At 59.6% G+C, this 20,973-nt stretch carries 23 protein-coding genes; 7 read left to right on the forward strand and 16 right to left on the reverse strand.

Translation table 11 applies throughout. The features are described from left to right. Positions 1-6 precede the first annotated feature (6 nt). From AOP6_RS12470 to AOP6_RS12530, 13 genes are all read right to left on the reverse strand, one after another. A complete protein-coding gene (locus tag AOP6_RS12470) occupies positions 7-498 on the reverse strand; it encodes a chemotaxis protein CheW (RefSeq protein WP_155877081.1) in 492 nt (163 codons plus the stop codon). Between the two features lie 36 nt (positions 499-534). Further along, positions 535-2,643 carry a chemotaxis protein CheA gene (locus tag AOP6_RS12475; protein ID WP_213194852.1) on the reverse strand — a complete coding sequence of 703 codons (2,109 nt, stop codon included), beginning with the start codon at positions 2,641-2,643 and terminating at the stop codon, positions 535-537. A gap of 13 nt (positions 2,644-2,656) precedes the next feature. Continuing rightward, positions 2,657-3,016, reverse strand: a complete 360-nt coding sequence (locus tag AOP6_RS12480) for an STAS domain-containing protein (RefSeq protein ID WP_155877082.1) — start codon at positions 3,014-3,016, stop codon at positions 2,657-2,659. A gap of 29 nt (positions 3,017-3,045) precedes the next feature. Beyond that, on the reverse strand, positions 3,046-3,408 hold the full coding sequence (locus AOP6_RS12485; protein WP_155877083.1) for a response regulator: 363 nt from the start codon (positions 3,406-3,408) through the stop codon (positions 3,046-3,048). Between the two features lie 48 nt (positions 3,409-3,456). After that, positions 3,457-4,650 (reverse strand): methyl-accepting chemotaxis protein, encoded by a 1,194-nt coding sequence (locus AOP6_RS12490; protein ID WP_155877084.1) that lies wholly within the window; start codon positions 4,648-4,650, stop codon positions 3,457-3,459. Between the two features lie 32 nt (positions 4,651-4,682). Continuing rightward, the gene (locus AOP6_RS12495; protein ID WP_155877085.1) at positions 4,683-5,072 is read right to left on the reverse strand and encodes a hypothetical protein; all 390 of its coding nucleotides are present in this window, start codon (positions 5,070-5,072) and stop codon (positions 4,683-4,685) included. Between the two features lie 235 nt (positions 5,073-5,307). Continuing rightward, entirely contained in the window at positions 5,308-6,729 is a 1,422-nt protein-coding gene (locus tag AOP6_RS12500) for a sigma-54 dependent transcriptional regulator (RefSeq protein WP_155877086.1), read from the reverse strand. A 5-nt stretch (positions 6,730-6,734) separates the two neighbouring features. After that, positions 6,735-8,732 (reverse strand): DUF3365 domain-containing protein, encoded by a 1,998-nt coding sequence (locus AOP6_RS12505; protein WP_155877087.1) that lies wholly within the window; start codon positions 8,730-8,732, stop codon positions 6,735-6,737. A gap of 77 nt (positions 8,733-8,809) precedes the next feature. Next, positions 8,810-9,517, reverse strand: a complete 708-nt coding sequence (locus AOP6_RS12510; RefSeq protein ID WP_155877088.1) for an ABC transporter ATP-binding protein — start codon at positions 9,515-9,517, stop codon at positions 8,810-8,812. After that, entirely contained in the window at positions 9,510-10,298 is a 789-nt protein-coding gene (locus tag AOP6_RS12515) for an ABC transporter ATP-binding protein (protein ID WP_155877089.1), read from the reverse strand. The genes AOP6_RS12510 and AOP6_RS12515 overlap by 8 nt, the downstream gene beginning before the upstream one ends. Beyond that, positions 10,282-11,526, reverse strand: coding sequence for a branched-chain amino acid ABC transporter permease (locus AOP6_RS12520; protein ID WP_225897291.1), 1,245 nt, complete (start codon positions 11,524-11,526; stop codon positions 10,282-10,284). Before AOP6_RS12520 ends, AOP6_RS12515 begins: the two co-directional genes overlap by 17 nt. A gap of 20 nt (positions 11,527-11,546) precedes the next feature. Further along, positions 11,547-12,449, reverse strand: coding sequence for a branched-chain amino acid ABC transporter permease LivH (locus tag AOP6_RS12525; RefSeq protein ID WP_155877090.1), 903 nt, complete (start codon positions 12,447-12,449; stop codon positions 11,547-11,549). Between the two features lie 48 nt (positions 12,450-12,497). Then, entirely contained in the window at positions 12,498-13,622 is a 1,125-nt protein-coding gene (locus tag AOP6_RS12530) for a branched-chain amino acid ABC transporter substrate-binding protein (RefSeq protein WP_155877091.1), read from the reverse strand. A 468-nt stretch (positions 13,623-14,090) separates the two neighbouring features. Here AOP6_RS12530 and AOP6_RS12535 point away from each other — a divergent pair, with 468 nt between their 5' ends. The 6 genes from AOP6_RS12535 to AOP6_RS12560 all read left to right on the forward strand — a co-directional run bounded on the left by AOP6_RS12535 (position 14,091) and on the right by AOP6_RS12560 (position 17,973). Continuing rightward, complete coding sequence (locus AOP6_RS12535; protein ID WP_213194591.1) at positions 14,091-14,246, forward strand: hypothetical protein; 156 nt, start codon at positions 14,091-14,093, stop codon at positions 14,244-14,246. Between the two features lie 41 nt (positions 14,247-14,287). Then, positions 14,288-15,085, forward strand: coding sequence for a transporter substrate-binding domain-containing protein (locus tag AOP6_RS12540; RefSeq protein ID WP_155877092.1), 798 nt, complete (start codon positions 14,288-14,290; stop codon positions 15,083-15,085). 70 nt (positions 15,086-15,155) lie between these two features. Continuing rightward, a complete protein-coding gene (locus AOP6_RS12545; protein ID WP_225897292.1) occupies positions 15,156-16,115 on the forward strand; it encodes an amino acid ABC transporter permease in 960 nt (319 codons plus the stop codon). After that, positions 16,108-16,842 carry an amino acid ABC transporter ATP-binding protein gene (locus tag AOP6_RS12550; RefSeq protein ID WP_155877093.1) on the forward strand — a complete coding sequence of 245 codons (735 nt, stop codon included), beginning with the start codon at positions 16,108-16,110 and terminating at the stop codon, positions 16,840-16,842. Before AOP6_RS12545 ends, AOP6_RS12550 begins: the two co-directional genes overlap by 8 nt. Before the next feature lie 76 nt (positions 16,843-16,918). After that, the gene (locus AOP6_RS12555; RefSeq protein ID WP_225897293.1) at positions 16,919-17,656 is read left to right on the forward strand and encodes an AzlC family ABC transporter permease; all 738 of its coding nucleotides are present in this window, start codon (positions 16,919-16,921) and stop codon (positions 17,654-17,656) included. Continuing rightward, positions 17,653-17,973 (forward strand): AzlD domain-containing protein, encoded by a 321-nt coding sequence (locus AOP6_RS12560; protein ID WP_155877094.1) that lies wholly within the window; start codon positions 17,653-17,655, stop codon positions 17,971-17,973. The genes AOP6_RS12555 and AOP6_RS12560 overlap by 4 nt, the downstream gene beginning before the upstream one ends. Positions 17,974-17,987: 14 nt before the next feature. Here the strand turns inward: AOP6_RS12560 and AOP6_RS12565 are convergent, their stop codons facing one another. Further along, positions 17,988-18,443 (reverse strand): hotdog fold thioesterase, encoded by a 456-nt coding sequence (locus AOP6_RS12565; RefSeq protein WP_213194592.1) that lies wholly within the window; start codon positions 18,441-18,443, stop codon positions 17,988-17,990. Positions 18,444-18,560: 117 nt separating this feature from the next. Between AOP6_RS12565 and AOP6_RS12570 the strand changes: the two genes are divergently transcribed. Continuing rightward, positions 18,561-19,232, forward strand: coding sequence for a protein-L-isoaspartate(D-aspartate) O-methyltransferase (locus tag AOP6_RS12570; RefSeq protein WP_155877095.1), 672 nt, complete (start codon positions 18,561-18,563; stop codon positions 19,230-19,232). Between the two features lie 12 nt (positions 19,233-19,244). Here AOP6_RS12570 and ylqF read toward each other — a convergent pair whose 3' ends face one another. Beyond that, positions 19,245-20,138: a ribosome biogenesis GTPase YlqF gene (ylqF, locus tag AOP6_RS12575; RefSeq protein ID WP_155877096.1), complete on the reverse strand. Its 894-nt coding sequence runs from the start codon at positions 20,136-20,138 to the stop codon at positions 19,245-19,247. Between the two features lie 331 nt (positions 20,139-20,469). Further along, positions 20,470-20,823 (reverse strand): PilZ domain-containing protein, encoded by a 354-nt coding sequence (locus AOP6_RS12580; RefSeq protein ID WP_155877097.1) that lies wholly within the window; start codon positions 20,821-20,823, stop codon positions 20,470-20,472. Positions 20,824-20,973 lie beyond the last annotated feature (150 nt).

Raw genomic sequence — 20,973 nt, forward strand, 5'->3', positions numbered from 1 at the left:
TAAAACCTATACTTGGTTTTCTGCTCCAAAAACGACCGACAGCTCGTCGTTGGAAAAGACCCGATCAATGTCAAGAATAATGATGAACTGTTCGTCACTCTTGCCCATCCCCTTGATGAACTCGGTACGCAGCCGCGTGCCGATGCGGGGGGGCGGCTCGATCTGATCGGGCTCCAGATCGAGCACTTCCTGTACCGAATCGGCCAGGGCGCCGATGACGGTGGTCTCCCCCTCCAGGTCGATCTCGGTGATGATGATGCAGGTGTTGACGGTCTTCTCCGTTCGGGCCATGCCGAACTTGAGGCGCATGTCCACCACTGGCACCACGTTACCGCGCAGGTTGATGACCCCGCGCATGAACTCGGGCGTTTGCGGCACCTTGGTCATTTCGGTGAAGTCGAGCACCTCGCGCACCTTGTCGATACCCAGGGCAAAGACTTCGCCATCCAGCCTGAAGGTCAGGTACTGGTTGGTCTCCATGCCGTTTTCCACACTCATAGGTACTCCTTCCTGTTTCGATATATGGGACTCTGTCTATTTACGGTTTTCTAACTGTTTTTCCTGTTCCACCGCCTTGAGCAGAGAGGCGATATCGAGGATGAGAGCCACGGAGCCGTCGCCGAGGATGGTGGCGCCGGAAACACCCTCGATCCCGCGATAGAAACGCCCCAGGGACTTGATGACAGTCTGGTGCTCGCCGATGACGTGATCGACCACGAAGCCGATCTGCTGATGATTGACACGGGTGATGACAACCTGTTCGACAGTCGGCCTCTCCCCGTCCACGGCGAACTGCCGGCGCAGGTCAATGTAGGGGATGAGCTGGCCACGGACGTTGACCAGGCTGCGGCCTTTGGCCTGGCCGCGCGTCTCGGCGGTCAGCTCGATGCACTCTTCGATGGCGTCGAGGGGCAGCACAAAATGGCTGTCGCCAAGGCGCACCAGCAGGCTCTCGATAATGGCCAGGGTCAGGGGGATCCGGATGCTGATCAGCGCCCCAACCCCCGGTTGACTGTCGATCTCGAGGCTGCCGCGCAGGGCTTCGATGGCCCGTTTGACCACATCCATGCCGACGCCACGGCCGGAGACGCTGGTCACCGAGGTGGCGGTAGAGAAACCGGCCGCGAAGATAAGCTGATAGAGATCGTGATCGGCCAGCACCTCGCCCTCACTGATCAAGCCCCTTTCGACGGCCTTCTGCCGGATGGCTTCGCGGTTGAGGCCGCCGCCGTCGTCCTGAATGCGGATGATGACGCTGTCACCCGAATGCTCGGCGGAAAGATGGATGGTGCCCAGGCGAGGTTTGCCCGCCGCCTGCCGTTTTTCCGGCGACTCGATGCCGTGGTCGATGCTGTTGCGAATGAGGTGGACGAGGGGATCACCCAGTTTTTCGATGACAGTCTTGTCCAGTTCCGTATCGCCGCCGCTGGTCTGCAGGTCGATCTCCTTGCCCAGTTCGCGGGAGAGATCGCGCACCAGGCGCTTGAATTTGCTGAAGGTGGTGCCGATGGGGAGCATGCGGATATTCAGGGTATTGTCGCGTAGTTCGGCGGTGAGGCGCTCGACCTCTTCGGCGATGGCCAGCAGGTCAGAGTCGTTACGCTGCGCCGCCACCTGGCTCAGGCGCGACTGCACGGTGACCAATTCGCCGACCAGGTCGACCATGGCATCGAGCTTCTCGGCCGGCACCCGCAGGCTGCTCTGGGCTTCTTCCTGCTTGCGCTTTTCCTGCAGCTGGCGCACCTGGTTCTGTTCGGCCAGCGCCGCTGTCACCTGGCCGGGTTCGACCAGGCGGGACGCAATGAGCTTTTCGCCGATCTTCTGCTGCTGGCCGAGAAGTTCCTGCAGCTGCGACTGGCTTATATCGCCCCGTTCGACCAGAATCTCACCCAGCCTTCTGGTTTGGCCTTCGGCCAGATCGAGCCCATCATCGATGCGGTTAATGCGGATTTCAGCTTCATCCTCGACAAAAATAAAGACATCGCGAATGGCATCAAGCCCGGCTTCAGTCGTCAGCACCACGTCCCAGTGAACATGACACTCTTCCGGGTCGAGTTCATCGAGAAAAGGAATGTCACTCGGCTGCGCCACGATTTCACAGGGGCCGAGATCACGCAGTTCGTTAAGCAGGCAGACAGGGTTAGTGCCACCTCGCAACAATTGGGGGAAGGGCTTGAAGCGGATACGGTAAACGGCGGCTTCGGCATCCGCCTTTTTGTCCGCCGCTTTTTCTGCCCCCTTAGGGCTGCTGGCCGTCGCTTTCTGCCGCGGCTGCATGGCTCGAAAGGCCCCGATCAGCCTGGCTCCTTCCGGTGACTCATCCGCTGCGGCCGGATCAGCGGCATCCAGCAGCCGTTTGATCTGATCCCGGGCCGCCAGGGACAGATCCACCAGGTCGCGGGTAACGGGCAGTTGCCCGGTGCGCACCAGGTCAAAGACCGTTTCGACCTCGTGGGTAAAGGAGGCAATCGCCTCGAAGCCGAACATGGCCCCCGATCCTTTGATGGTGTGCATGGCCCGGAAGACCCGACCAACCACGTCCATATCCTCGGGACGTTCTTCGAGTTCGAGGAGGGACTCTTCCAGCTCGGCCAGCAGTTCGCCGGCTTCCTCGCGAAAAGCCGCCCGCTGACTTTCCATCATGGCGCCGATATCGTTATTGGCCATGGTCGTCCTCCACCCAGAGACAGTTGGCTTCAGCATCGCTCAGGGGGCAGCTGCAGTGGCGGTTGAAGCCCGATTCGGCTTTAAGCGCCTGCATCACCTTGGGCAGGTTGGTCAGGACGAGGGATTTTCCAGCCCGCACTGCAGTGCGGTGAGCGGAGCAGAGGAGCTGCAGCCAGGGAAAGTCCATCTTTTGCGCCTGCGAGCAGTCGACCACCACCCGGTCGTTTTGCCCCAACGCCTGCTGCAGCACCAATTTCAGTTCGGTGATTTCCTGAATGGTCAGCGCGCCGCCAAGATGCACGACACTGGCGCCACCTTCTTCGATAATCCGGTATGTCTGTTGTTCCATGGTTTCCCCTTGTCGGGCCAGCAGCTGAATTATCCGATAAGCTTCTTGACCACCCCGAGCAGCTTGGCCGGGTCGAAGGGCTTGACGAGCCAGCCCGTAGCACCGGCGGCCTTGCCCTTGGCCTTGAAGTCGTCGCCGGCTTCGGTGGTGAGCATGAGCATGGGGGTGAAGCGGTAGGCCGGCAGTCCCCGCAGATTCTGAATGAGGGTAATACCGTCCATGTGGGGCATGTTCAAATCGGTGATGACCAGATCGAAGCTCTGCCCCTGGGCCTGGGTCAAGGCGGCCTGCCCGTCGGCGGCTTCCACCACCTCGTAACCGGCCCCTTTCAGGGTGAAGCTGACCATTTGCAGAATGGAACGGGAATCGTCTGCTGCCAGAATTTTTTTCATGTGTCCTCCGTATGTTCTAAGTTTGCAAGCCGCGCCAGGGCGGCATCATTAAAAGAGTTCGATGGAGCCTTCATCCAGGGTCTTCTGCGACACGGGGTTGTGCTGGGCTTGCTCCACCAGGATGGCGGCCTGTCCGAGCACATCTCTGAGGGCTCGCAGACGGGCACAGCCGTCGGCCGCGCCCTCCTCTTCCCCATCCTCCGAAACTTTCCCCAAAGGCAGGGAGGCGAGGTCGTTCAGAACAGCTTCCAGCACCCCCATGCGACCGTTGACATGGCCGAGCACCTGATGGGCCATGTCCTGAAACTGCAGGGAGGTCACCAGGGAGCGCACCTCCAGGCCGACGCTCTCGGCGATGGCGGAAATCTGGGCGGCGGACTGTTCCACCTGGCTGTCGAATTCGCGACTCTTCTGCAAAAGACCGGAGACGCGGCCGCGGGCATCAGCCACCATATGGGCATCCTGGGCGGCCATCTGCTCCATGGCGGCGCCGACAGCGCCCAGCCCGTCGGAAATACCGCTGACCGCGTCGCCAATCTGGTCGCTGAAGCGGTTGGAGCGAGCCGACAGATTGCGCACCTCTTCGGCGACGACGGCAAAACCCTTCCCCGCCTCGCCGGCTCGCGCCGCCTCAATAGCAGCGTTCAGCGCCAGCATGTTGGTCTGCCGGGCGATGGTGCGGATTTCCCCCAACTGGCTGAGAACCGAGGAAAAGCGGGTATTGGTCTGCTGCATCTCGCGGATGAGCCGCTCGGCCACCTGCCCGTTTTTTTCGGCCGCCTCGACGAAACCGAGGAGCACCGTCTCGATCTCGGAAAGAAAGGAGGCCAAGGTCTGCTTCCCCCCCTGGGAATCACCGTTGTTCTCCGCCTTGCCGGTCAGCTGCAGCGACAGGTTCTGCTGCTGGCGGGTCTGCTGTTCAAGACCGGTAAATCCCTGCACCAGTCGGTTGATGGCGTCGTCGAGAATGCCCTGCACCTGCGTATTTTCCGAACGCATGCTGGCGAACTGGCCGTTGAACTTTTCCTGCAGGTCGGCCATAAGAGTCTGGGTCACCTGCTCCAGCTCAATCACGCCTTCGGTGACGGCCAGGTTACCGGCCGGATCTTCCCCGCCCTGATCCTGCTTCCTGGAACGCAGCCGACAGGCAATCGCCTCGGCCGCTTTTTGGGTTCCGCTCTGCAGCGGCGGCATGACCCGGCTGAAAACCTTCTGACTGAATCGGGACATCTGTGACAGCATGAGATTTCCTTTTTTTGATGATTCCAATGGGCTTATTCCTTTGAAGAGACTTTATGCCCCAGGATCGAGGCGACCAGGCTCTGCGCAGGGGCCAGGGGGAGTTCCTTTTCCGCCAGTGATTCCCCCTGGAAGAACAGCTGTCGCGCCAGGCCGCCCTGCACATCGAGCAAGAGCAGAGGTCTCTCCCCTTCCTGGCGGCACAGTCCTTCAAGAAAATTCGATTTGCGCACCTCGCTCCAGCGGCCCGTCACCAGAACCATAGCCGGTTGCGGCTGCTGATCCCCATAGAGCGAAAGCCAATTGATGGCCTCCTCCAAACCCTTGACGTAGACCACCTGATAGCCGGCCAGCTCCAGAAGAAACCCGGTGGATGTGGACGGTGTGTAATTCTGTTCGCAATACAAAATCATCTGACGGTTCATAACTCCTCTACTTTGGCAGCACTTCATGATCATCTACTTGAGCAAGGGCAATGCCAAACCGTATACGCTTTATAAGTTATTGGTTTTAAATAGGTTTAGCTCTTTTATAAAAACAAAAAGGCTGCAACCAGGGTTGCAGCCTTTTTAAAATAAAATCAATGTTTTGTAATGTTTTTGGTGTGTTAGACGATATTTCCACCAAAGTTGACAGTGCAACCCTGGTTGCACCCTTCCATCAGGAAGCGGTGGGGTTTTTCTTCAGCCTTTTACTCAAAGCCTGCCGGGATATACCCAGCATGCCCGCGGCGATGCCCTGATTCCCGTTGGCCCGGCGCATGGCTTCGACCACCAGTTGGGACGCGGCTTCTTCGATGGTGGGCAACCTTACGGGAAATGAGCAGGTGGCAGCGGCCGCCGTCGTCTCGCCCGAGCCGGATATCTCCGCCCTGCCGTAAGATTCCCCCATGGCCTTTTTGAAGGCCGCCATGGAAAGTTTACCCGATTCGTGCAGACTCACAGCGTCGTAGACCATGGCGCGGAGCTCACGGACATTGCCGGGAAAATGATAGCTGCCGAGCAGCGCCAGGAGTTCAGGGGGTGGCGTAGGGCGTTTTTTGCCCAACTCTTCGGCGGCCTCCGTCAGAAAGCATTCGAGCAGTAGGACCAGGTCGTCACGGCGCTGGCGCAGCGGCGGCACCTGGGCGTGGTGCCCGCGCAGCCGGTAGTACAGGTCCTTGCGAAAACGCCCCTGCTGCTGCAGCAGCTCCAGGTCCTGATTGGTGGCCACCACGATACGGGCCCGGCAGCGCTTGAGCTTGTCGCTGCCCAGGGGGAGGTACTCACCCTCCTGCAGCAGACGCAGGAGCTTGACTTGCGACAGGGGGCTGAGATCCCCGATCTCGTCGAGGAAGAGTGTGCCGGCTGCGGCCTGCTCAATCATGCCAGGGCGCTGCTGATCGGCGCCGGTGAAGGCGCCGCGCACATGACCGAAAAGGGTATCGGAGAAAACATTGTCATCGAGCCCTGCTACATTGACGGCGACCCAGGGTTCCTCTTTGCGGCTGAGCAGATGAACGGCTTTGGCCAGCAGTTCCTTGCCGACGCCGCTCTCGCCCGTAATGAGAACCGGCTGCCCGCTCGGCGCCACCGCTTCAAGGTAGCGGAACAGGGCCAGCATGCGTGGGTTTTGGGTATGTATGCGACTGAACGCTTCAGGGGTGCGCAGCTCTTCGTTGAGAACCTGCTGCTGAAGGGCGCGATTTTCGCCCTGCAGTTCGAGAAAGCGCAGGGCGCGATGGATTCCGGCCAGGAGCGGACCTTCTTCCGATGTTTTCACCAGAAAATCGAAGGCGCCGAGCTGCATGCATTGCACCGCCGTTTCGACCTGATTGAGGGCCGTATTGACGATAACGGGGATCTCGGGATACTGCTCGACAAGCAGGGGCAGCAGTTCATCGCCCGGCAGATGGGGCATGGTCAGATCGAGCAGGATCAGACTCACCGGACGCTCGGCCAGAATCCCCAGCACCCGGCGGCTGTCCTGACATTCGATGATGTCGGTGAACCCCCCGCTGCGCTGCAGGGTGCGGCTCAGTGCCCGCAGCCATAGGGGTTCATCATCGACCAGCAGCAGGGACTTGTTGTGGCATATGGGCATTTCAACTACTCCTCTGGCGCGACGGGCAGGCGCAGAATCGCCCGCGTCCCCACCCCCGGTGTCGACTCGAAAGACAGGGTGCCGCCGTGTTCCCGCACGATGCGTGACGACACGGACAGGCCCAGTCCCGTGCCCCCCTCTTCGCGCCGCGTGGTAAAGAACGATTCGGTGAGGCGGGGCAGATTCTCGGGGGCGATGCCCACCCCCTGATCACTGACTTCAAAAACCACTTCTGCCGCCGCGGCGTCGAAGGAGGTGCGTATGCTGATGGCGCGGTTGCGGTCCGGCAGGGCCTGACAGGCGTTGACCACCAGGTTGATGATGACCTGCTCGATGCGCTGCATGTTGCCATGCAGGGGTGGCAGGTCCGTCGCATAGTGCGTGGAAAAATGGTCGGTGGCCTTATGGATGGGGTTGGCGACCAGGCGCAGAGCGGCCTGCACCGCCTCATGGAGGAAAAAGTTCTCGTGGCGGTCTGAGTGTTCACGCCGCACGAACTCCTTCAGATCCTCGACGATGCGCTTGATGCGGCGGGCGCCGCCCTGAACCTCGTCCAGCACAAGAGGGATTTCCTCGCGCATGCGTCTGTAGGGAAAGCCGGCGAACTCACCATCCGGCGCGTCGCGGAAATGAGCATCGAGAATGGGCAGGGATTCGCTGAAGACGTCCTGCAGCAGGGGAAGGTTGAGCAGGATGAGAGCGTTGGGGTTATTGATCTCATGGGCCACCCCTGCCGTCAGTTCCCCCAGGGCCGCCAGACGGCTTGATTGGTTGGCCTCTTCGCGCAGCTTGAGCTTTTCGGTAATATCGCTGGCCAGCTCGATGACCTGGCGCACGGTTCCATTCTCATCCTTCAGGGGAAAAGTCTTAACTCCCCAGATGCGGCCATCGGGAGTGGAGATGACCTCCTCCGCCGCTTCGCCCGTGGCGAAGGTAATTCGAGCCGGGCAGTTAAGGCAAGGATTATCGGTCATGTAATGGCAGATCTTCCCGACCATCTCCTCTGGGGAGACATCTATATAAGCGGCCGAACTCTTGTTAGCCCAGACAATCTTGAAATTACGGTCCAGCAAATGAAGAACATCAGGAATGCCGTCGAGCAGAGTTTTCAACTGGTCAGAGAGTTCGCGTTTCTGCTGTTCGCTTTCACGCAAAGCCTTTTCGCGCTCTTCAATCGTCGTGGCCATGGCCTTGAATGCCGTCGAAACTTCGCCGATTTCATCCTCAGGTCCTTCAGGCACGGCAATCCGGTAGTCGCCAGCCGCCACGGCCAGGGCAGCCTGGCGCAGCGGCCGTAAACGGTTCAGAATGAAGACACTGAGCAGGGTGATAAGAGCGAGGAAAAGAATCAGGTAGCCGATCAGATGATCGACAAAATTCATCCAGAACAGACGGTTGGTCATGGTTTTAACTGAAGTTCCCGGCATTTTGATGCTGAAAATACCGACAAGTTGCCCTACCCCGTAGTCATAGCCCGCATCATAGCGGGCCCGTATGCTGGCGGGAGCGGTAGCATTCTGACCGTGGCAGGTGAGGCAGTAGGTCTCTGTCCGGATGGGGGTGGCGTAATGGTAGATCGTTTGGTCTGATTCTGCCCGATAGACGTGCAGACGCTCCGTTTCGGCGGGCTTTTCGCGAAAATAGGCGATGGCCTGGCGCTCCATATCGTCCGCCAGGTTATCCGCATTGCGGGGATTTTCCGAGACGTTATTGAAGCTGATACCGCTTGGATTGCGGGTAGAGAAATCCTTGGAGATGCGCAGCAGGGCGTGGGCCGGGAGAAAACCAAGGGTCTCGTCGGTAAGAGGGAGGCCGCTGTCGATAAACTGGTGGTGATAGACCTGGCGGGTGGCCATGACCATGCTGTGCAGGGCCCGGGCTTCATTCAATTTGACTTCACGCACCTCCCAATCCACCCCATGGTAGCGCAGAACTTCTACCAGAAGCAGGGAAACGGCGAAGATGACAAGCATGGCCCAGGTCAGACGGGTACGCAGTCGCATGGGGTCTCCGGGTGTCAATAAATTGGCAAGCTGGTGGTCCGGAGGAGATCAATGCAAACGGCATGCCGCCGGCTGGTCTAAAGACCCAGGTAGGCCTTTTTCACTTCATCGTTATTGAGCAGGTTTGTGGCGGAGTCGACCAGGGTGATGCGACCGTTTTCCATAACATAGCCGCGGTCAGCCAGCTTGAGAGCCTGGTTGGCGTTCTGCTCCACCAGCAGCACCGTGGTGCCGTATTCCTTGTTGACCTTGCGAATGATCTCGAAGATCTGCTGGATGATCAGGGGCGCCAACCCCAGCGAGGGTTCGTCGAGAAGCAGCAGGCTGAGGCGAGCCATAAGAGCGCGGGAGATGGCCAGCATCTGCTGTTCGCCGCCGGAGAGAGTGCCGCCGAGCTGATGGCGGCGCTGGGCGAGGATGGGAAAAAGCTCGAGGATGATCTGCAGATCCTGCTGGGCCTTTTCTTTGTCCTTGCGCAGAAAGGCCCCCATCTCCAGATTTTCCATGACCGTCATATTGGGGAAGATGCGTCGTCCTTCCGGCACCTGGCAGATGCCGAGCTGCACGATTTTTTCGGGGCTCATGCCGTGAATGGGCGCTCCCTTGAAATAGATTTCGCCCCGGCGCGGCGGCACGATGCCGCAGATGGACATGAGGGTGGTGGTCTTGCCGGCGCCGTTGGCCCCGATGAGGGCGACGATCTCCCCTTCGGCGATGTCGATGGAAACATCGTGCAGGGCCTGGATATTGCCGTAGTAGGTCTGGACGTTGCGCAGGCTAAGCATGGACTTCCTCTCCAAGGTACGCCTCGATGACGCGGGGATTGTGCCGGATCTCCTGGGGAGCGCCTTCGGCGATCTTCTTGCCGTATTCCATGACCGTGATGCGGTCGGAGATGTTCATAACCAGCTTCATGTCGTGTTCGATGAGCAGAATGGCCATGCCGTCTTCGTCGCGGATGCGGACGATGAGTTCATCGAGGACCCGGGTTTCCTGGGGATTCATCCCCGCCGCCGGCTCGTCGAGAAGCAGCAGAAAGGGATCGGTGGCCATGGCGCGGGCGATTTCCAGACGGCGCATGGCGCCATAGGGGAGATTGCGGGCGAATTCATTGGCGAAAGACGCCAGGCCGACCTTCTGCAGCAGACGGTAGCTCTTCTCGATGGTGTCGACCTCTTCCTGCCGCGTTTTTTTGCCGCGCAGGATGGCACCGAGGATGCTGGTACTGGTGCGGCAGTGGCAGCCGATCATGACGTTTTCAAGCACGGTCATGGCCGGGAAGAGGCGGATGTTCTGAAAGGTACGGGCCATGCCGAGAGTGGTTATCCGGTTCGGCTTCAGGCCGTTGATACGGCGTCTCTGCCCCTTGGGCGGATGGATGAGGACATCCCCCCGGCTCGGCTTGTAGATGCCGGTGACGCAGTTGAAGAAGGTCGTCTTGCCGGCGCCGTTGGGGCCGATCAGGGCGACGATTTCCCCCGGACCCACCTGGAGGTCGACCCCGTCAATGGCCCGCAGGCCGCCGAAATCCATGGTCAGATTGCTGACTTCAAGCAGTTTTTCCATGTTCCCCATTGCCGGCGGGTTCTGCGGAGAGACCGCGATATTCATATTTACGGCGGATGTTGCTGACCAGCCCCTGGGGCCGGAAGATCATCATCAGCACCATCACCGCCCCGAACACCAGCATGCGGTAGTCGGCGAAGGCCCGCAGGTACTCGGGCATGAGGATCAGCACCAGAGCCGCCACGATGACCCCGACGATGGAGCCCATGCCGCCGAGAACGACGATGGAGAGCACGATGGCCGACTCCATGAAGGTAAAGCTGTTGGGGTTGATGTAGGTGTTGCGAGCGGCGAAAATGACCCCCACCAGACCGGCCCAGAAGGCGCCGAGGGCGTAGGCGGACAGCTTGGTGCGGGCCATGTCGATGCCCATGGCTACGCAGGCGATCTCGTCCTCGCGCAGGGCGATCCAGGCCCGGCCGATGCGGGAATCCTTCAGCCGGTTGACGACGAAGATGGTGAACAACACCAGCAGGATCATCAGGTAGTAGGTATAGATCGTCGCCCCTTCGATACTCATGTCAAGGCCGAAGAGACCGGGCCTGTCGATATTGGCGATCCCCTTGGCTCCGTTGGTAACGACTTCCCAGTTCTCGATGACGATTTTAGCGATGGACCCGAAGCCGAGGGTGACGATGGCGAGATAGTCACCGCGCAGCCGGAGAATGGGGAAGCCCAGCAGGGTGCCGAGTAGAGCGCCGGCCAGCCCGCCCAGAGGGAGGCAGATCCAGAAGCCCAGGCCGAACTGCGTATTGAGCAGGGCGTAGGTGTAGGCTCCGATGGCGAAAAAGGCGACGTAGCCCAGGTCGAGCAAGCCGGCCAGCCCGACGGTGATGTTGAGGCCCAAACCCAAAACGACGAAAATGAGAGCCAGCACCATGATGTTGACCTGGTAGACGTCAAAGATCCAGGGGAAGAGAACCGCAAAAGCCAGGACAGCCCCGATGAGGGGACGGTAGATCTTGGCCTCCTCCAGGATGCGCTGGCCGATTCCCGGCCGCACATTTTCTTCCCCCATCTCCATCTTTTTCGAACGTTTCGCCCGCCGCGCCAGGGCCCAGCGCCAGATGAAGGAAAGCGCAAAGGCACCAAGGCCAACCCAGAGGACGTTAAACCAGCGCCACTCCACCAGGTTCTTGAGGGTGTTGACCCTCACCACCACGAAGGGAAAGGTGAGGAACATGAACCAGAGCGCAATGCCGAGAGAATGTTTGATGTGTGCCAACATGGTTTATACTCCCGCCGCCGTCAGACCTTCTGCTTGATGGCCTTGCCCAGCAGGCCGGCCGGTCGCAGGATGAGGATCAGAACGAGGACACCGAAGGCAAAGACGTCCTCGTAGGCGCTCGACACGTAACCGGCAGCGAAGGCTTCCGCCAGTCCCAGCACCAGGCCGCCGAGGGCGGCGCCGGGGATATTGCCGATACCGCCCAGCACCGCGGCCGTGAAGGCTTTGACGCCGGCCATGAAGCCGATGTAGAAGTTGATCTGCCCAATGTAGGAACCCACGAGAACCCCGCCGATGGCCGCCAGAATCGAGCCGATAATGAAGGTCATGGAGATGACCCGGTCAACGTTGATCCCCACCAGTCGGGCCATGATGAGATCCTGCTGGGTAGCCCGCATCGCCTTGCCGATGCGCGTGTACTTGATCAGTACGGTCAGGCCGACCATGCTCAGGGCGCTGGTCACCAGAATCACCAGCTCAGCCGAGCCCATGATATGGGCAATGGGTTCCATAAAGGCGAAATCGGGTACGAGTTGCGGAAAGGGGAGAAAGTCGGGGGTCTGCGCCAGCAGGACGTAGTTTTGCAGAAAGAGCGACATGCCGATGGCGCTGATCAACGGCGACAGCCGCGGGGCGTTGCGCAGGGGCCGGTAGGCGATGCGTTCAAGGGTGAAGCCATAGGCGGCGGCATAGATGACGGCGATGAGGGCGGCCAGGATAAGGATGGACACCCCGGAAAATCCATAGATGGTCAGAACCCCGGAGACGATCAGGGCCACGAAGGCGCCGATCATGTAGACCTCGCCGTGGGCGAAGTTGATCAGCTGGATGATGCCGTACACCATGGTGTAGCCCAGGGCGATGAGGGCGTAGATGCTCCCCCGGGTCAGGCCGCTGAGAAAAAGTTCGAGAAAGTAGTCCATACGACTCCAGTAAAAAGGGGGACAGGCCTGAGCCTGTCCCCCTGGACGTTACTGAACTTCAACGAAATGGCCGCCCTTGACCTGATAGACGGAAAAGCCGACCCCTTCGGCGTCGCCGCGGGCGTCAAAGCGGATCTTGCCCAGCGCCGTGTCGACATAGGAGGTTTTGAGGGCTTCCGAAAGCTTGGCGTAGTCGACGCCGCCCGCCACCTTGATGGCGTTGAGGGCCGCTTGGATGGCGGCGTAGCCCTGGTCGTAAAAGGTGCCGGGCTCCTTGCCGTACTTGGCCTTGTAGGCTTCACGGGCCTCTTTGTTGAGGGGGAAGCGGGAAACATCCATGGGGCCGGTGGCATATACGCCCTCGGCGTTAGCGCCGGCAATTTCGAGAAAGCCATCCCCCTTGATGCCGTCGGGGCCGATGAAGGCGACGTCAACCCGCTTCTTCTTCATCTGGCCCACCAGCTTGGACGCCTCGGGGTGATAACCGCCGAAGATGACCGCATCCGCCCCTTCGCGCCGGATCTTCTGCACCACGGCCGAGTAATCCATGGCGCCGGGGGTAATCCCTTCATACATTACCACCTTGGCCAGCCCACCTTGCTCGATGGTTTGTTGGGCGAAGTCGGCGAACCCTTTGCCGTAATCCCCCTTGTCATGAATGATGGCGACCTTCTTGGCGCCAAGTTTGCCGGTGACGAACTCAGCCGCGAGCTTGCCCTGCATGTCGTCGGAGGCAATGGTGCGATAGAAGTTGGGATATTCGCCGCTTTGGGTCAAGGTTGGGGTCGTGGCGGAGGGGGAGATAACGATGACGTTCGCTTCTTTGTAAATGCCGAGAGCCGCCTTGGTGGCGCCGGAGCAGACGTGGCCAATGACGAGGGAGGCTCCCTGGGACACCAGCCGGGTTGCCACGTTGGTGGCAATTTCGGGCTTGCACTGGTCGTCGAGCAGCAGCAGCTCGATCTGGTGACCGAGCACACCGCCTTGGGTATTCACCCGGTCAACCACCAGTTGGACAGCCTCCATGGTGGGGATGCCATAGGGGGCCAAGTCTCCGGTATGGGGGCCGGCCACCCCTATCTTCAAGGGCTCCGCCGCGCCGGCCGGAGCTGTCAGAGTAAAGAGAAATAGACAGAGGATGGAAACAACGCACCTGATACGATAGAAGCTCATACTTTCCTCCTGGTCAGATAAAAAAACAGCGTCATGGGGTAACGAACCACACATATAGCTTTAATGCGCAGCTGCCGTCAAGAGCTAATCCACTGAAATAACGATGAAATCCATCCAATAATAGGCGTTGAAAAAAGACATCCTGATCGCTCATCGATGTCCGTGAGCAACACCTTGTTACCACACCACCATCCGGTGTTTTCGTCACAAAGGAAAGCATACCGCTTTTTTATGCAAACAAAAGGTCGACTTTTTAGGCCGACTCCTGGAAGTGTCGAGAAAACTCTCTAGACTCTGTATAGAGTTTTTACTTATGGACCAAATATGCGCGAGTCGAATGAGGCGACCCTTCAGTCCCAAAAGCTGTGACTTTTAGCACTTGTCCACCTTGTTATGGCATGGTATAAGCTGCTTGTTCAGCCATTTTAATACCATCGGCCCAGAACTTCCGGAAAGGGATCCCATTCCATGAATCGTGGACGCAAAGAACCCGTGCAGGTGGTCTGCCCCAAGTGCCGGTTCACCGAGATCGTCTATCTGCCCATGGAAGACCTGCCACGCTGCCCCGAATGCAACACGCCCATGCTTATCCAGGAATTGCTGGATGAAGGAAAATCCTACTGATTGCAAGAGGTTCCTATCCACTTACCCCAAGGAGAGATGTCATGAAACGATGGACTCTGCTGCTGCTCCCCCTGCTGCTTCTGCTGGCCCTTGCTCCCGCCGCCATGGGCGATACCCTCGATGACATCAAGGAGAGGGGCGTGCTGCGCGTCGGCATGGAGCCGGGCTACATGCCCTTTGAACTGACCAACCAGAAGGGCGAGATCATCGGCTTCGACCCCGACGTGGCCAAGCGGATGGCCAAAAAGCTCGGCGTCAAACTGGAACTGGTCAGCACGGCCTGGGACGGCATCATCCCTTCGCTGATGACCGGCAAATTCGATATCATCATGAGCGGCATGACCATCACCGACGAACGGGCCGAAGTGGTGGACTTCGCCAAGCCCTATATCATCATCGGCCAGACGGTGCTGCTGCGCAAGGACCTCGCCGGCGAAGTGACTTCTTACAAGGCCCTCAACGATCCCAAGTACAAGATCGCCTCCAAGCTGGGCACGACGGGTGAGTTCGCCGCCAAGGAGACTTTCCCCAAAGCCCAGTACTTCTCCTACGAGACCGAGCAGGAGGCCGTCATGGAGGTCGTCAGTGGCAAAATAGACGCTTTCATCTACGATTCCCCCTACAATGCGGTGGCCTTCGCCGAAAAGGGTCAGGGCAAGCTGGTCTTTCTCGATGAACCCTTCACGGAGGAGCGTATCGGCTGGGCCGTGCGCAAAGGCAATCCCAAGATGCTGGCATTCCTCAATAACTTCCTGGAGGAAATCAAGGCCGACGGCACCTATGACAAGATCTACACCAAGTGGTTCAAGGACGACACCTGGTTGAAGGAACTTCAGTAAAGCCTGTCGCCAGTGATTAACGCTAGACGGCCCCGCCAGGGGCCGCTTCATTGAGGGAAGACCTGACGTTTTGAATAGCGGCCAAGATCATTTTTACTCAAAGCTTCTGCTTGCCGCCATCCTCATCCTGGTGGCGGCAGGGATGTGGGGAGCTACGGCCCGGGTGGATTACACCTGGCGCTGGGAACGCGTACCCCAGTATTTCCTTTACAAAGGGGACGACATTCACAAAGCCGGTCAGGACGGTCGCGTGGAAAGTGTACGGGTTCAGGGGGAAAGCGCCCTCGTACAGATGCGCTATGACGATGGCGAGGTGGAGGAATTCACCGTTGACTCGGCCACGGTGAAGGTGACACCCGGCGAAGAGCTCTTCGAAGGGGACATTCTCGGCTTCAGCTCCGCCTGGCATATCGGCCCCCTGATCCAAGGGTTATGGGTCACTCTGTGGCTTTCGCTGTTGTCGGGCATTCTTGGCCTGGCACTGGGACTGGTGACGGGGCTGTGCCGTGTGTCCAAGAACTACGTCCTCAAAAGCCTGGCTTCCCTCTACGTGGAACTGATTCGCGGCACGCCGCTTCTGGTGCAGATCTTCATCTTCTACTTCTTCATCGGCACGGTTCTTAACCTCGACCGTATGGTGGCCGGCGTCGGCGCTCTCGGCATTTTCGCCGGCGCTTATATTGCCGAAATCATCCGGGCCGGCATTCAGTCCATCCCGCGGGGGCAGATGGAAGCCGCGCGCTCCCTGGGCATGACCGTGCCACAGGCAATGCGCCACATCATCCTGCCGCAGGCCTTCAAACGCACCCTGCCGCCGCTGGCCGGGCAGTTCATCAGCCTGATCAAGGATTCTTCGCTGGTATCGGTCATCGCCATCACCGATCTCACCAAGAGCGGTCGCGAGGTCATCACCTCGTCCTTTGCCACCTTCGAAGTCTGGTTCACCGTGGCCGCTCTCTACCTTATCGTCACGTCCCTGCTGTCGCAGGTGGTTTTCTGGATGGAACGGAGGCTTTCGGTCAGTGATTGATGCACGGCAGGTTGTAAAAATTTTCCACGGCCGCGGCCAGGTCGTTCGCGCCGTCGACGACGTTTCGACCCACGTTTCCAAAGGCGAGGTTGTGGTCGTCATCGGACCTTCCGGGTCAGGCAAATCGACTTTTCTGCGCTGTCTGAACGGCCTGGAGACTTTCGATTCCGGCCATATCGTCATCGACGGCATGGATCTGGCCGACCGCCGCACCGACATCAATCAGGTGCGCCGTGAGGTGGGCATGGTCTTCCAGCAATTCAACCTCTTTCCCCACAAGACCGTGCTGCAGAACATCACCCTGGCTCAGCAGGTAGTACGGGGGCGTAAGAATGCCGAGGCAGAAGAGACAGCGCGTGCATTATTGAAAAAGGTCGGCATCGCCGAGAAGGAAGCGGAGTATCCGGCCCGCCTCTCCGGCGGTCAGCAGCAGCGGGTGGCCATAGCCCGCGCCCTGGCCATGAACCCCAAGGTCATGCTCTTTGACGAGCCGACCAGCGCCCTTGACCCTGAGATGGTCGGCGAAGTACTCGATGTCATGAAACAACTGGCCCGCGAGGGGATGACCATGGTGGTGGTGACGCACGAAATGGGCTTTGCCCGCGAGGTGGCGGACCGGGTGCTGTTTATGGACGCGGGAAAACTCGTGGAAGAAGGTACCCCGGCGGAAATCTTTTCGAACCCCCGGGAAGAACGCACGAAACTCTTTCTCAATCAAGTTCTGTAAGCGCCTTAAGCCATCACATCAGAAAAGGGCGCCGGCTGGCGCCCTTTTTATTTGGGAAAAAATCCGAGGAAAGACAGTGACACACAGGAACAACGCCGCGAATGAGGCGAGACAGGATATTGCGCCGGGCTGGCTGCGCGAGGGACTGGCCGCGGCCGCCCCCATCGCCCTCGGCTACTTTCCCCTGGGCCTGGCCATGGGCGTACTGGGCCAGAAAGCCGGACTCTCGGCCGGCATGGTCGCCGTGATGTCGCTGCTGGTCTATGCCGGCAGTGCCCAGTTCATCGCCGTGGCCATGCTGGGAACGGGAGCGGGGCCGGGGGCGATCATCCTGACCACCTTCGTTGTCAACTTCCGCCATCTGCTCATGAGCTTCGCCCTGTCGGTGCCCCTGCGCGGGGCGCGTCGCGGTTTTTTGTCCCTCTTTTCCTACGGCATCACCGACGAGACCTTCGCAGTCAACATGACCCGTTTCCGCCAGGGGGGCTGGGATCGGCAGCGCGCCCTGGTGGTTAACGAAGGCTCCCACCTGGCCTGGGTCGGCGCCACCACCTGCGGGGCCTGGGCCGGGGCCTTCATCCCCGCCGGCGCCTTCGGCATCGACTATGCCCTGGTGGCGATGTTCCTCTGTCTGCTGGTCTTTCAGCTGCAGGGGCGTCTCTATGTACTGACCGCCCTGGCCACGGCGATCCTTTCCGTCGTCCTCTACCTGTTCGTTCCCGGCAACGCCTACGTGGTGCTGGCTTCGGTGGGTGGGGCCACCATCGGCTTTCTGCTGCAGAAACGCAAAAACCGCACGCGGAGGGTGTCATGAGTCTGGTGGACTATTTGCTACTGGTCGCCGGAATGGGAGCTGTGACCTACATCCCCCGCTGGCTCCCCCTCTTTGCCCTGGCCCAGCGCCGACTTCCTCAGGGGCTGGTCGACTGGTTGCGCCTGATCCCCGTGGCCATCCTCAGCGCCCTGGTGGCACCGGCACTGCTGACCGATAGCGCCGAGCGTGCCCTGTCCTTGGGCAAACCCGAATTCTGGGTGGCCATCCCCACCCTTCTCTTCGCCTGTCGCACCCGTTCCCTGGCCGGGACCGTCATCTTCGGCATGTTCCTGTTCTGGCTGGCGGGAAAGTTCTGAAAAGATTTTGAGAATTAAGGGGATGGGGATGATGCCCTCTGGCTGGAACGGTGCGCCACCACGGCCAGGGTCAGGCGCGAGATACAGACCAGCTGGCCCTGTTCATTGCTGATACGGATTTCCCACACCTGCGAACGTCCGCCGATATGGATGGGCGTGGCGATGCCGCTGACAAAGCCCGTGCGCACCGGGCGCAGATGGTTGGCGTTGATCTCCTGACCCACGCAGGCCTGCCGTTCCTGATCGACGCAAAGGTTCCCGGCGATGCTGCCCAAATGTTCGGCCAAAGCGACGGAAGCGCCACCGTGGAGGACGCCGAAAGGCTGGTGCACCCGAGACTCTACCGGCATCCGGCCTGTAATGGAACTTTCGCCGATCTCGGTAAATTCGATACCCAGGTGCTCGCCCAGGTTCCCCACCGACATGGCGTTTATTTCTTCCAGAGCATATTCCCTGAACCAGATTCCCATCGATCGATTCTCCCGTTGATATTTTCGTCCTAGCTCTCGCCTTCCTTCGATTTTCTGCTTGAATGAATAAAAGGACTAGAACGCGCAAGGTTTTTGGGATGCCCCGAGGAGGCCACGATGAAACAGGATCGCCTACAGGAGATGCTGCGGGTCATCGACCTGGAATACGGTCAGACCGCCTATGCCACGGGGCGCCTCAGGGCACCTGCACGCGTTCTCGAAGCCATGGCCCGCGTGCCCCGGGACGCTTTCGTACCCGCGGAGATGAAAGCCCGCGCCTATGACAACAACGCTCTCCCCATCGGTCAGGGGCAGACCATCTCCCAACCCTTCATCGTGGCGCTGATGACCGACCTGCTGGAGCCCGAGCCGGATGACGTCATCCTGGAGATCGGGACGGGTTCGGGTTATCAGGCGGCGGTTCTGTCTCAGTTGGTGAAACAGGTCTACAGCCTGGAGGTCGTCCCTGACCTGGCCGAGCGCAGCGCCCGTTTGCTGGCGGAGCAGGGATGCGCCAATGTGGAGGTCATCGGTGGGGACGGCACTAGGGGCCTGCCGGAGCGGGCACCCTTTGACGGCATCATCGTCACGGCCGCCGCCCGCCATATTCCGCCGGCATTGCCGCAGCAGTTGAAGCCGGGAGGGCACCTGGTCATCCCCGTGGGGCCGGCTTTTGGACACCAGGAACTGCTGGTAGTCGACAGAGAGAAAGATGGTCAAATCCGCAGCCGCTCCGTCCTCGGCGTGGTTTTTGTGCCCCTGACGGGCGTGGGGTTGGCCGAGGGATAAAGACTCCGGCACTCAGTTCTGAAACGCGTCTTCCGGCGGCTCGCTGTTCTCGACGGTTTCACCTACGTCGCCCGACAGCTCGTCCGGGGTCTCCAGGCTGACACGACCTATTTTCCCCCCGCGCAGTTCGAACAGCAGAATCTCGGCGGCACGATGGCGGTCAACCTCACCGCCGGCGACCAGACAACCCCGCCGGCGACCGATCTCATGCAGCAGGTCGGAGGGCGTTGCCGGCAGCTCCGTCAAACGGTAACGGGCCTTCAACCCCTCCGGGTAACGTCGAGTCAGATAATCCAGGGCGAACAGGGCTACCTCGGGATATTCCATGACCGTGTCGCCGATGGCGCCGCTGGCGGCCAGGCGGTAGGCGCCATCCTGGTCGGCCAGGTTGGGCCAGAGGATGCCCGGCGTATCCGAAAGGACAATACCGTTTTTCAGGTCGATCTGCTGCTGGCTCTTGGTGATAGCCGGCTTGTCCCCCACCTTGGCGATGGCACGGCCGGCCAGGGTATTGATAAGAGTGGACTTGCCCACATTGGGGATCCCCACCACCATGACCCGCAGGGGCTTGCCGGGGACACCACGATGGGGTACCAGACTGCGGATGAGTTTAAGCAGGCGCGGTACCGACGATCGGTTTTTCGCTTCAAGGGCGATGGCCTTGACGCCATGCTGACGCTCGAAAAAAAGACCCCACTGGCGGGTCACCTCGGGATCGGCCAGATCGGCCTTGTTGAGCAGCTTGATGCAAGGTTTGCTGCCACGCAGTTCGGCCAGCAACGGATTGGCGCTGGAGGCGGGCAAACGGGCATCAAGCACTTCGATGACGACATCGATAGTGCGCATGGTCTCGCTGATCAACCGCCGGGCCTTGTTCATGTGCCCGGGATACCATTTTATCGCCATGAGGTTCTTCGCTTTCGTCGAGTTCGATTCTGAGGCAAGGCGCCCGCACTGTTCAGATGCACAGGTGGGCGACGTGTTTTGTTTCGGGCAATTTTACGAATCCCCACGTGGCAGCGAAGGCAGCCACCGGGTATAGTTGAATCATCAACGGATGCTTGTGGCAGAGCAGACGGTAGATAACAAAACTTCTTCATCACAGCAGCTCCTTTGGCGCGTCGAATTGCCCTCCTGATCGACGCGTCTTTTTTTTGCGCGCAGATCACTCGACAAAGAAACACCCACCAGTCTGCTGGCGACCGGTGGGTGTTTCCTCTAAAAAACGCCGGAAAAGCTATTTTCCTTCAGCCGCCCTGAAGGCCTTCAGGTACTTCTGCAGCACCCGTCGACCCCGCTCATCGATTTCAGTAAACTCGATCCCCGAGCAGATACCCTCATCAGGACAGAATTCCTCGTGCACCACCGAGCCCTTGAGCTCCACCACTTCATCCTCCAGTCCCAGCGTCAGCAGGACGGTGTGGTACTCTTCCAGCGGCACATGCGTCTGCAGCATCAACCCTTTTTCACAGACATTGCGGGTGCGACCCATCCCCTGATCCACCACCTGCCCATTCTGATCCAAAACGACGTAATCCAGAAAATTAAGCGAATCCTTACGCGCAGATTCCCGACGGTCCTGATTCTCCATATATTTTCCCTCCTGAACAAACAGGTCGAAAAGCCTATCCGGCTTCTTGCCAGCCGGGCCATTAAGTTTCCGTAATTCTACCCGGCCATCCCCGGAGATACAAGGGGTTATTCTCCAGAGAAAAACCGGACTACGCGCCTCGCGGCGACA

It is taken from the genome of Desulfuromonas sp. AOP6 (assembly GCF_009731355.2).
Classification (GTDB): domain Bacteria; phylum Desulfobacterota; class Desulfuromonadia; order Desulfuromonadales; family SZUA-540; genus SZUA-540.